Below are 12,177 nucleotides of genomic sequence, written 5' to 3' on the forward strand. Positions count from 1 at the left end.
GCATGCATATTCTGCGTGGCACTCCAGCCCTTTCCGACTTCCGCCGTCACAAACTGCTTGCCCGCCTGCAGGCCAAGGTGCCCGGCGTGACCGGTGTGTATGCCGAGTTCATGCACTTTGCCGAGTTGAGCGCAGAGCTGGACGCCACCACCGAACAGGTCCTGGCGCGGTTACTGAAATACGGCCCCTCGGTTGCGGTGGAAGAGACCAGCGGCCAGCTGTTTCTGGTGGTGCCGCGCTTTGGCACCATTTCGCCCTGGTCCAGCAAGGCCACGGATATTGCCCACAACTGCGGCCTGAGTACCGTGCTGCGGCTTGAGCGCGGCCTGGCCTACTACGTCGCGGGTGAGTTGACCGCCGCCGAGCAGCAGCAGGTCGCGGCGTTGTTGCATGACCGCATGACCGAACGGGTACTTGCTGATCTTGAGGCCGCGGCTGGGCTGTTCAGCCACGCCGTACCCAAGCCCTTCAACCGGGTGGATATCCTTGCCGGTGGCCGTGAGGCACTGGCACAGGCCAACAATGAACTGGGTCTGGCCCTGGCCGACGACGAAATCGATTATCTGGTCAGCAGCTTCACCGAGCTCAAGCGTAACCCCAGCGACGTCGAGCTGATGATGTTTGCCCAGGCCAACTCCGAGCATTGCCGGCACAAGATCTTCAACGCCACCTGGGATATCGACGGTCAGGCAGAAGAAAAAAGCCTGTTCGGCATGATCAAGAACACCTATCAGATGCGCAGTGAGGGCGTACTGTCCGCCTACAAGGACAATGCCGCTGTTATTGAAGGCTCGGTGGCCGGGCGTTTCTTCCCGCAACCGGGCAGCGCTGAATACCGCGCCCATGAAGAGCCCGTGCATATCCTGATGAAGGTGGAAACCCACAACCACCCCACCGCCATTGCGCCTTTCCCCGGCGCCTCGACTGGCTCCGGCGGCGAGATCCGTGATGAGGGTGCCACGGGCCGGGGCGGCAAGCCCAAGGCTGGTCTGGTCGGCTTTACCGTCTCCAATCTGCGGATTCCAGGCTTTGTGCAGCCCTGGGAAGAAGACAACGGCAAGCCGGGACGCATCGTTACCCCGCTGCAGATCATGATCGACGGCCCGCTCGGCGGCGCTGCCTTCAACAACGAATTCGGCCGGCCGAACCTGACCGGCTATTTCCGTACCTACGAGCAGACCGTCAGCTCCCCGCGTGGGCCGGAAGTGCGCGGTTACCACAAGCCGATCATGATTGCCGGCGGCATGGGTAACATCCGTGCCGAGCACGTGGAAAAGAACGACATTCCGGTCGGTGCCAAGCTGATTGTGCTCGGTGGCCCGGCCATGCTGATCGGCCTGGGTGGCGGCGCAGCCTCCTCGATGGATACCGGCAGCAGTGCCGAAGACCTGGATTTTGCCTCGGTCCAGCGCGAAAACCCGGAGATGGAGCGTCGCTGTCAGGAGGTCATCGACCGTTGCTGGCAGCTGGGCGACAAGAACCCGATCGCCTTTATCCACGACGTCGGCGCCGGCGGCCTGTCCAATGCCTTCCCCGAACTGGTCAATGACGGTGGCCGTGGCGGCCGCTTTGAACTGCGCAATGTCCCGAACGACGAGCCGGGCATGAGCCCGCTGGAAATCTGGTCCAACGAATCCCAGGAACGCTACGTGATGGCCGTGGACAACGCTGACTTCGAGCGTTTCAAGGCCATCTGTGAACGTGAGCGCTGCCCGTTCGCGGTGGTGGGTGAAGCCACCGAAGAACAATTGCTGGTACTCAACGACCAGCACTTTGATAACCAGCCGGTGGATATGCCGCTCTCGGTCCTGCTTGGCAAGCCGCCGCGCATGCACCGCAGTGTCACCCGTGAGGCCGAGCCGCAGGACGACTTTGATGCCACAAGGGTAGAGCTGGAAGAAGCCGTACAGCGCGTTTTGCGCTTGCCCTCGGTAGCCAGCAAGAACTTTCTGATCACCATTGGTGACCGCAGCATCACCGGTCTGGTGGCCCGCGACCAACTGGTTGGCCCCTGGCAGGTGCCGGTGGCCGATTGTGCCGTGACCGCCGCCAGCTTTGATGTGTACACCGGTGAGGCCATGGCCATGGGTGAGCGCACGCCGCTGGCCCTGCTGGATGCCCCGGCGTCCGGCCGTATGGCCGTTGCCGAAGCCGTCACCAACCTGGCTGCGGCGCGGATTGACAAGCTCTCCGACATTCGCCTGTCCGCCAACTGGATGGCTGCCGCCGGTCACCCCGGCGAAGATGCCCGGCTGTTTGATACCGTGCGTGCCGTGGGCATGGAACTCTGTCCCGAGCTGGGCATTACCATTCCGGTAGGCAAGGACTCCATGTCCATGAAAACCCGCTGGAATGAGGCTGGCGAAGACAAGAGCGTGACCTCGCCGCTGTCGCTGGTCATCACCGGTTTTGCCCCGGTACAGGACATCCGCAAGACCCTGACCCCGCAACTGCGACTGGACCAGGGCGATACCGACCTGATCCTGATCGATCTGGGCCGCGGACAGAACCGTCTGGGCGGCTCGGCGCTGGCCCAGGTTTATAACCGCATTGGCCAGACCGCCCCCGATCTGGACGACGCCGACGACCTGAAAGCCTTCTTCGCAGTGATTCAGGGCCTCAATCAGGATGAACTGCTGCTGGCCTACCATGACCGCTCCGATGGCGGCCTGCTTGCCACCCTGGCGGAAATGGCCTTTGCCGGGCACTGCGGCCTGAACGTCAATCTGGATGTACTGGCCGATGCCGCCAGCGAGCTGCCCGCCGTGCTCTTCAATGAAGAGCTGGGCGCGGTGATTCAGGTCCGCCAGAGCGACACCGAGGCTGTGCTCAGTCAACTGGCCGCCGCCGGCCTGGGTGATTGCTGTGCGGTGATTGGTCAGCCACAACAGCTGCAGACGCTGGAATTTGCCTATGCCGGCAACAGCGTACTGAGTGGCACGCGCGGCGCCTGGCAACAGGCCTGGAGCGAGACCAGCTGGCAGATTCAGCGCCTGCGCGACAACGCCGAGTGCGCTGATCAGGAATTTGAAGCCCTGGCCGACGACGCCAACCCCGGCCTGGATGCGCAACTCAGCTTTGACCAGAACGACAACGTTGCCGCCCCGCACATCAACAGCGGCCTGCGTCCCCGTGTCGCTATCCTGCGCGAGCAGGGCGTTAACGGTCAGGTAGAAATGGCCGCCGCCTTCACCCGCGCTGGTTTCAATGCCATCGACGTGCACATGAGCGACATCCTCAGTGGTCGGGTTGATCTGGCTGACTTCCGAGGACTGGTTGCCTGTGGCGGCTTCTCCTACGGTGACGTACTGGGAGCAGGCGAGGGCTGGGCCAAGTCGATCCTGTTCAATGCCTCCGCCCGCGATGCCTTCAGCGCCTTCTTCGCCCGCCCGGACACCTTTACCCTGGGCGTGTGCAACGGCTGCCAGATGCTCTCCAACCTGCACGAGCTGATTCCCGGCAGCGATCATTGGCCGCGCTTTGTACGCAACAAGTCGGAGCAGTTCGAAGCCCGCGTAGCCATGGTTGAAGTGCAGGCCTCGCCCTCGATCTTCCTTGCTGGCATGGTCGGCTCACGCATGCCCATCGCCATCGCCCACGGTGAAGGTCACGCCGAGTTTGCCGACAGCACCGCCGTCGATGCCTGTGAAGCCAGCAGTAGCGTAGCCCTGCGCTTTACTGACAACCGTGGCCGCATGACTGAACGCTACCCGGCCAACCCCAACGGCTCACCGCGTGGCATCACCGGCCTGACCACCCGCGACGGCCGCGTCACCATCATGATGCCGCACCCGGAGCGGGTATACCGCAGCGTCCAGAACTCCTGGTACCCGGACAGCTGGAGCGAAGACGGCGGCTGGATGCGCATGTTCCGCAATGCTCGGGTCTGGGTCGGCTAACCGTCACACCGCCAGGCAACACCCCAAACCCCGGCCCTGCCGGGGTTTTTTATGGCACGGCCATTGGCCAGCAAAAAGCACTTGGACATGACCTAGTGCTTTGCATTAATCTGAAACCGCAACGGACTGCCAGCCACCCCCGCCCGCAAGGCAAGGACAGCCAGCCGTCCACGCAACTACATTTTGAACGCTACTCGCAAATTGTCCGTGCTCAGGATCGGGCGGTAGCGTGTCTGGAGATTGAGTTTTCATCCCAATGGACTCTGCACGCCGGCAAAGCCTTGACCCAGCACGTGGGTATAAATCTGCGTAGTGCGTACATCAGCATGTCCTAGCAGCGTCTGCACCGTGCGGATATCGCTTCCCCTGCGAAGTAACTCGGTTGCGAAGGTGTGACGAAACGTATGACAGCCGGCCGGTTTACCGACAGAGGCCGCCCCGACCGCCACCTTGACCGCACGCTGGATGCTGCTCACGTGTATGTGGTGACGGACGCTGTTTCCGTCTTCATCAAGGCTCAGATTACTGGACGGAAAAAGCCACTGCCATTCGAGCGACCCCGGAGACGAGGGGTATTTGCGGCGTAGCGCGAAAGGTAGTGATACAGGCATAACGAAAACGCCCTCCTGGGCTTTCCAGGCCGCAGCAATACGCTGCTTGCGTTGCTGCAATGGCTCAATCAAGGATGCGGGGAGCAACGTAGTACGGTCTTTGCCGCCTTTGCCGTCGCGGACAGTAATGATCTGACGACTGAAGTCGATGTCTTTAACGCGCAAACGTGCGGTTTCAATCACTCGCAGCCCCGCCCCATACATCAACGAGGCCATAAGTTGGTAGGGCTGGGTTAGCTGGCCTATGATGCTCATAGCTTCAGTGTGAGTCAGCACGACAGGCAAGCGTGGCGGGCGTTTGACCCGGACAGTCTCTCCAATTTCTCCAAGAGGCTGCTCAAGTACCCGTGCGTAAAGAAACACTATCGCATTCAGCGCGAGATTTTGAGTGGCAGCGGCTACTTGCCTGTGCGTTGCGAGCCAGCTAAGAAAGGCATTCACTTCCGCAGGGCCCAGCTCAAGCGGATGACGCATCTGGTTGAAGCGGATGAAATACCGAATCCAGTACCAATAGCTTTTTTCGGTCCGGATGCTGTAGTGATTCACTCGAATAACCGCGCGAAACTGTTCGCGCAATCGAGGTTTGGGAGGGGCGCTGTCCATGCTGACTCCTACACTGGTTATTTATACAGTAGTAATAGATGGGCTAAATGTCGAAGTCAAGCGAATACAGGTTGAAATTGGGTTTCGGAGCCTAGTGTTTTGTTATTAAAAGGAAAAGCTGTGGGCTTTTGTGACGGGCTTCCGGAGTTATATCGAATCATCCGTTATGCATTAATACCGCATGCGGTCTAATCACTGTTATAGCCAGTAGGTAATCATGAGCAGACACAAAGCAAAGAAAACCCACAAACCGCCTCGTGACCATAACACTGGAAGTTTTGTTATAAACGCACTCGCTGAAGAAAAGTGGGACTACAGAACAGCCGAAGGAATAGCAAAACAAATTCATAGGCCAATCCAAGAAATAAAAATAATATTGGAAACAGACCCAAGAGTGCGTCAATCCGTAATGAGATCTCGTTCGGGGTCCGGGCTATATACACTCAAGAAAAAACGTTCTGTTTTTAAAGACCTACTAACAGCCTTCAGGGCAATGAATTCAGATAAGCTAGGTGATGAATAATGACCTGGCAAGAAGCGGCTTTTTATGGCGTCATAGGTGGAGCCCTGCCAGAAATTTTGGCGCTTTATAATCTTAGACACACCAACAAGAATGAAAAACCAGCATGGCTTGGCTCACCTTTTTATTGGCTAGTTACGTCTGTAATGGTTCTGCTTGGCGGAGCAACTGTTGTTCTATATCAAAAGGTTGGAATAAACGTTAACGAATTTATGGCAGTACACCTAGGTATTGCCACACCGCTTCTAATATCAACTGCAACAAAAGAAAAGCCTAAAATAAATTGAGCAAGCTATAACAATTGGTTCAAACCGTTCGCTTCGCTCTCTGGGACGGGCTAAAGCCCGCCCCTTAAACAAATGTTAGCTTAAGGAGAGTTATGTTTACCTTCGCGGTGCTGGTCGCTTTAGGATTTGCGTGGTACGTCACAAACGCAAAATTTCAAGCAACCAAGCTGTGGAAATACCGCCGAATGCGTTCCGCTTATTCATGGGCGTTTGTTGGTGCAATTATAGGCTCTTATTTTGGGGTGGCCGGCATGGGGTCAGCTATGGCAGGAACACCTCTCGGCGCAATACTCGGCTATCTTTGCGCAAGCAATCTGATGAAGAAGGATAGCAATCCAATCGAAGAGCCAAGCTTATATAGCCAGAAAACAAGTCAACCTAGCATTCGCGTAGAAATTGGATTGCTCAAGAAAGAGAAAGGTGAGCTTCAATCAAGAAGAAAAAAACAAAGTACAATCAAATCTGAAAGCAGCTGGAGTTGGGAGTCAGTAGTTTCTTACGGGATAATAATAGCGCTAGCATTTTGGTATTTCACAGAAAGGTATGATGTTGAAATCAATGTCCAAAGCTTACTTTCGCAACTAATTAGTAAAGAAGTTGAATCATCGCCCTCAGTTCAATCTGAATTTGAAACTTTCAGAACGAAATACGAAAATCAATATCCGCAGATCAATCCGCGCTTGCCACAATACAATCCAAAGTTAGCTAATGAGTTGACTAATAGGGTTAATGAGCTCAGCAACGCAGGAAACTCGCTTGATCGATCTTTCGAAATTGCGGTTTTAGAAATAATGCAAGAAAGTCAAAGAAGTGCTACGCCTTCGCCCACTCGAATACCCGATAGCGAAAAAGCCACGCGGTCAACAGATGGCCGTGCTTGCGAGTTCAAGAGAGTCATGACTAATGAAGATTATCTAGCATGTGGTATACAACCACCCAGTCGCTAACAAGCGGCACCACGGTGACCGCTTCTCCGCCGCTCCGCGGCTACAAACCGGCACGTGTGCCGGGCGTTATGCCTCTACACGTATCTGCAAGGAATCTATTATTAAATGAAGGTTGATTTCGAAGAAAAAACTTATGAAAGCTATTTCAATAATGAACTGGACTCAAAGTCATCTGTTTATTTTCCCCCGGGTCAAGTATTGGAAGGGCTGCTAGGTTTTGACGCCGCATCAAATTCTAATAACAGAGGCCTTTGGCGCAAATTCGGTTTCCCATTTTGGTTCTTTCCCCATTTTTCAGGTGTAAGCCTATTAGATATAGCTGGTGAGTTAGAGCAAGAGCTAGATCACTTTATTAACAAAATCCCCAATATAAAGACTAATATATTGCTGCAATATAAAAGGCCGGAATATATAAAAACTGCAAATGGAAAAGAATGGCATCACTGGCAAAAGGAGTACTATAGATACCATGTGTACACGGCACAACATGAGATACTTTCAAAAATTGAACAGTCCTTTGGCGACAAAGCGCTAGTCTTATATGCTTCTCCGGCAATAAACAGCTTGACTGAGCTTGTAAACTTAAAGAAAAAAAGAAAAATTATTGATAATTCTAACTTTCAACGATCGTCAAAACTTAATAATCACGCAAAAAACACTTATATTCGCGCAGGCACCCACTCCATTGCCTGTAGTGAGCCGGAGAAACTTGAAAATATAGATTTAATATCTGAGTTGCAACGAATCGAAGCAACACATGATATGCAAAACAAGCAGTTCATTCTGAATACAAGCAAAGTGATATCAGAAAACATGGAGTCTTCAAAAGCATTTAACGAGCTGATGGCTGAATATAGCGAATACAAAAAATTTGGTTTTATCTATTCATTTTTGACGATGAAGGTTTTTCGAGAAATAACGGGGGTTCAATGGGCTTTGAGCATTCAGGCATAACAAGTGGCTGCTACGGACATGGTACGATTGGCACCTTTTCTGCCTCGCTTCGCTGGCACAAAAGTCGCCAACCGTACCATGCCGCAGAGCCAGGCGTTATGTGTCCAGGAGAATAGGGAGATCATATGGTTTCCGAAGGCGGGTGGCGAGGTAGCCTTTTTGAAAAAGGTGCGAAGTATCAAGTTCTGAAGAATTGGTCAGCGCGAGGATCGACCTTCAAACAAGGTGCTATTGTTGAGTTCGATTCATCGGGATACGAAAGATATGATTCTGAGTCGCTCTTTCGATTCTATGAAAAATCCGGGGTGCTATCGAGAAAGCAAGAACTCATCTGGTTCATCCGCGATGACGAGCCAGATTCAAAGGTAAATGAGTACTTTGTGCAATATGAAAGTTAGAAAACACATAACAAGCAAAGGCACGCGGACACCTTCGGCGCCGGTGCTCATGGACGTTATATCGCTCATCAAGGATTAGTCATTGATTGAAATAATTCCTGAGGCAATTGTGGCAATCGTCAGTGCAGTAGTCGGCGCACTGTTGGCCGGTGTCGCATATTTGCTCAAACGCAAAATAGAGAAGAACGACTCCGGAAAAATTGAGGAGTTCATCAGCGGATATGAAAGACTGCATAAACTTTCCCGAACTGAACCAGCTGATCAAGTTTCTGCTGAAGAACTTGCTGCGGCAAACCGAATTGTGGAATCCGCTCAGGGCTCACACGACTCATTGCTGGAGTCCGGCGAGCATCTAACTCAGGCAGATATGAACAGGATTAGCCTAGCTCAACTTACTGCAGCTGATGCGCAGTTAAGCGTTGTGTACGAAGAGCTCATGACATTTCAGGATGGTACTCGGGCCGAGGCTTTAGATTACGCAATGGGGTCATGGAGGAAGTTTAGGCACGACTTTGCCGCATTTGAAGCTGAATTCTATGAAGGTGGGTCTATTCAAAGCCTAATATACGCCGCAAATGCCGAGGCGCGTACAAAGGAGTTTATTCGGCTTCTAAGTGAACAGCTGGAATTCGAGCGAAATAAATGACTCAACATAACAAGGCCAAGCACAGCGACGGCTTCTCCTTTGCGGCTTCGCCTCCACTACAAAGCCGCGCGTGTTGGCGGCGTTATGTGTTTTTAGGTGATGCATGAAAATTAATGGCGTCCAATTTTACTGGTTTATTTTAATTAGCCTGATTTCGGCTTTTCCATTGGGCCTTGCCGGAAACTATTTTGAACAAGAGATAAATTCTAATGGCTTTTTTGTTTTAGGATACTTTATGCTTGGCTTGCCATACATAATGTCCTTCTTCTATGTTTGGTGGAAAATTATTTCTCAATTTCGGTCGAAGATTTTAATTGTATTTGTTCTAGTCATCCTGCTGTCCAAAATATTTTCAGTGGCTATATTCATTCTATTCATTGCCTTTAGTCAGTTGCTTTATTGGCTGTTCAATATGAAAGAATTTCAAAATTCTTCAAGCAGCACATAAATTATTTTTCCTATTTCCCGCAAGCAGCGGGGATAAATTTCTCTTTTTTCAAATGGCTCTACAACACAGCGTTGTTCGCCCGAGTTATACACAGCAGTAGACACCGTTGCACATCACTATTGAAGGTTTTATATGGAAAACAACATTAAAGTATTTCGTGTTCATCGCGCTCTATCATGGCTTTACGGTCTTCTTTTTGTTTTGATGTTAACTACAAGCATGAAGATGGTAACAGATGGAAATCCAGTGGGGCCAATGATTGGGGTGCTTACTTTCATTGGTTTAATATTTTCGGCACATCATTATGTTGCTAAAGGGGCAAGGCAAAGGAAGAGTTGGGCCAAGGGTGGTTCAGCTGTGATTGCAGTATTTATGCTTTTAGGGTTTCCGATCGGTACTATTATAGGTATTTATTTGCTAGTCAATAATTCAGGCTGGGAAAGCGAAGCGCATTAAGGCGATTAAATAGTTTGGCGAGTGTTGTAAATGGGATGCGGGTAAGGTGATTTTGCAAGCATTATTAACGCTTATCTTCATCTGATCCCGTTTAGTTACTTAATAAAAGCAAAGAGACGGGATAAAAGGAAACGGGGGCAAATGAGCGTTTTAACCTCCATTTGACCCCATTATCACTCATCAGCGGTCAGGGCTTCTGGGCCCATACCTGACACCAGCCGTTTGGCTCGACACTGTTCTGCGGGAACAGGGCGCAGCCATTGTTGGCCTCCTGGAAGAGCGCGCAGTTTGCGCAGTGCTCGCCTGCAGCATAAGCCGGGTGGCCGGCCGCTTCTTCCGCCACTTTCACATAGTTCAACCCCTTAGCTTGCGGGTTTTCCGGGTCCAGGGGCGTCAGGGTCTGGGCGAAGGCGCGTTGAGACAGAATACCCATGCCCAGCGGTAAGGCAGCCATGCTGAGCAAGCTGAGACGCATAAATTTTCTACGACTTTCGTTGGCCATGATCATTCATTCCTATAGTGTTTCAAAGTTGAAATTTTAAAAGCAGTCAGTTTTAAGCGCTTGGCATCCATTCTTTAATCACAATAGAGTGGCACGAGTCGTTGTTCAATAGGTACAACATTAAGACATAAATTAGGTTCTTTAATATTATAAGTATTGATAATCAGAATGATTGCTAATACCTGTGTTTCTGCTTGAGTCCTTCCATAGTGACTAACTATTAATGTAATTACAGTAAGCTGCATCAAGTGAAGAAACGAGTTCAGGAAAATTTGGCAGATTTATTTTCGCGTAGGATATGCAGGATTTGCTCTGAGGCTTGGGCTGTATAGGTAGAGCGCAGTGATTCAGAAATAAATTTTGCGTCAGTTAACATCTTTCTGAATATGTCGTTGAGAGAGGTAGACGCGGCAGATAGCATCTTAGGTTTCAAGGATGATTCAAACATGGCAAAAAGCCAGGGACCGGGACCAATGCCTCAGCCTTGTAGGCGGGCGGTACCGAATTTTCAATCGGAACCCCCTCCGGTTACACGACCCGATATCCGTGACTTCGAAAGTCAGCCGTCTCGATCACTTGTGCAAAACAGTAAAGCACCCTGCCTGCCCGAAAGCCCATTGATGGTCAAAGGTCGTGTATACGCAAAGCCTTGTACGCTGCCTGATGGTCAAATAGATTATCCGCATGCTGTGCCCGCTGAACTTATCAGCTCTTACGGCAGTACAGCGGTATTAGGAGCGCGCCCAACCAAATGCAGTAGGTGATTTCCCCGTAAGTCAAATATCTGGTGAATCTGTTGCTGGAGTCTCGGCATTATCGCTTCGCGGCATAGTCGCTGCTGGTAGTTCTGGTGGTGCCGTCAGCAGCAGTAGCGCAGTTGGCGGAGGGTCAATTGTAACGGGTGGCGTTGTCGCGGGAGCGCTTGTAGGAATTGTGGCGCTTTTCTGGCCAAGCACCATGGGTAAATCTGATATTTACTCCGCTGATCAGCTACTTGACATGCCTAGCGCAAGGACAAGGTTACGCTTTCATATAGAGCAAGCAGCCGACGGCACAATTCGAGCTTATGGTTTTCACGCCGTTGCAAATACCAGTTGGGAAATGATTGATGTAGTTCAGTTTGAAACGCACGGCAATGAGCAAGTAGCTGACTTTGGTGATGGCATCACTTTGGTCTGGACGCCAGCAGTTGACACTACAGACAGACAAGGGATCCCCCCTTTGACCGCTGCGCCGAACGTTCCACCTATTTGGATTTTTCCAGCAACGGATGTAGCAGCGCAAACCATCGGAAATCCAGTGTTCCCGCCGGAATACAAGGACTTCATCTTGGTCTTTCCGGCAGACTCGGGGATACAGCCGCTGCATGTGGTGATGAGTATTCCTGGGTTAAATTATCATCCCAAGCCAGAGACGCTGCCTGGCTTTCCTGACGCAGTTTGGGCCCGTCCCAAGACAATAGTGCAGGGTGGAGGTAAAAGACGCCCTCGGTGGAAGGACAGAGATGGAAATATCTATGAATGGGATTTTCAGCATGGTGCGGTTGAGAAATACAACAGTCGGGGAAAGCATCTAGGCGAATTTAACCATGTAACTGGTGAGCAAACTAAATCGCCTGACAACACGAGGAGCGTTGAGCCATGAAACATATCATCATGGGCGTACCACGAGACGGTGAGCTTGCTACGTTCAGCAAAGAAATACCCGGTTCAGCATTTGATGAACTGAAGGTCATTATGAGCTGGGAAGGCGAGCACGATCACCTTTACGATTTCCAATTAACGAAGAGCCAGATTGAAGAAATTGAAAAGCTCATCTCGCAGACGCTGCCAAACGATGGCCTGGATTTTTTCTTAACCTGCCATGAGGGCTAAAGGAATCAAGTTGGCAAGCAAAAGCCTCACAT

General features: G+C 51.6%; 11 protein-coding genes. 9 read left to right on the forward strand and 2 right to left on the reverse strand.

All coding sequences use genetic code 11. From position 1 onward, the window contains the following. Window positions 1-2: 2 nt before the first annotated feature. Window positions 3-3,899 (forward strand): phosphoribosylformylglycinamidine synthase, encoded by a 3,897-nt coding sequence (gene purL, locus AC27HQ_RS11775; RefSeq protein ID WP_487156375.1) that lies wholly within the window; start codon window positions 3-5, stop codon window positions 3,897-3,899. A gap of 248 nt (window positions 3,900-4,147) precedes the next feature. Here the strand turns inward: purL and AC27HQ_RS11780 are convergent, their stop codons facing one another. Further along, entirely contained in the window at window positions 4,148-5,113 is a 966-nt protein-coding gene (locus AC27HQ_RS11780; protein WP_487156359.1) for an integron integrase, read from the reverse strand. Between the two features lie 522 nt (window positions 5,114-5,635). On the opposite strand from AC27HQ_RS11780, the gene AC27HQ_RS11785 reads away from it, so the two are divergent. The 6 genes from AC27HQ_RS11785 to AC27HQ_RS11810 all read left to right on the forward strand — a co-directional run bounded on the left by AC27HQ_RS11785 (window position 5,636) and on the right by AC27HQ_RS11810 (window position 9,769). Then, on the forward strand, window positions 5,636-5,920 hold the full coding sequence (locus tag AC27HQ_RS11785; RefSeq protein ID WP_339526829.1) for a hypothetical protein: 285 nt from the start codon (window positions 5,636-5,638) through the stop codon (window positions 5,918-5,920). Between the two features lie 92 nt (window positions 5,921-6,012). Then, on the forward strand, window positions 6,013-6,867 hold the full coding sequence (locus AC27HQ_RS11790; protein ID WP_487156360.1) for a hypothetical protein: 855 nt from the start codon (window positions 6,013-6,015) through the stop codon (window positions 6,865-6,867). Window positions 6,868-6,972: 105 nt separating this feature from the next. Next, complete coding sequence (locus AC27HQ_RS11795; protein ID WP_487156361.1) at window positions 6,973-7,821, forward strand: hypothetical protein; 849 nt, start codon at window positions 6,973-6,975, stop codon at window positions 7,819-7,821. 125 nt (window positions 7,822-7,946) lie between these two features. Then, a complete protein-coding gene (locus AC27HQ_RS11800) occupies window positions 7,947-8,219 on the forward strand; it encodes a hypothetical protein (protein WP_487156362.1) in 273 nt (90 codons plus the stop codon). A gap of 82 nt (window positions 8,220-8,301) precedes the next feature. Next, entirely contained in the window at window positions 8,302-8,865 is a 564-nt protein-coding gene (locus AC27HQ_RS11805; RefSeq protein ID WP_487156363.1) for a lysozyme inhibitor LprI family protein, read from the forward strand. A gap of 580 nt (window positions 8,866-9,445) precedes the next feature. After that, the gene (locus tag AC27HQ_RS11810) at window positions 9,446-9,769 is read left to right on the forward strand and encodes a hypothetical protein (protein ID WP_487156364.1); all 324 of its coding nucleotides are present in this window, start codon (window positions 9,446-9,448) and stop codon (window positions 9,767-9,769) included. Between the two features lie 187 nt (window positions 9,770-9,956). Here AC27HQ_RS11810 and AC27HQ_RS11815 read toward each other — a convergent pair whose 3' ends face one another. Beyond that, window positions 9,957-10,271: a high-potential iron-sulfur protein gene (locus AC27HQ_RS11815; RefSeq protein WP_487156365.1), complete on the reverse strand. Its 315-nt coding sequence runs from the start codon at window positions 10,269-10,271 to the stop codon at window positions 9,957-9,959. A 957-nt stretch (window positions 10,272-11,228) separates the two neighbouring features. On the opposite strand from AC27HQ_RS11815, the gene AC27HQ_RS11820 reads away from it, so the two are divergent. Then, window positions 11,229-11,915 carry a colicin E3/pyocin S6 family cytotoxin gene (locus tag AC27HQ_RS11820; protein WP_487156366.1) on the forward strand — a complete coding sequence of 229 codons (687 nt, stop codon included), beginning with the start codon at window positions 11,229-11,231 and terminating at the stop codon, window positions 11,913-11,915. After that, complete coding sequence (locus AC27HQ_RS11825; protein ID WP_487156367.1) at window positions 11,912-12,145, forward strand: DUF7683 domain-containing protein; 234 nt, start codon at window positions 11,912-11,914, stop codon at window positions 12,143-12,145. The genes AC27HQ_RS11820 and AC27HQ_RS11825 overlap by 4 nt, the downstream gene beginning before the upstream one ends. The last annotated feature ends 32 nt before the right edge of the window (window positions 12,146-12,177 follow it).

The sequence above is a fragment of the Halopseudomonas sp. 4NH20-0008 genome (assembly GCF_057548395.1).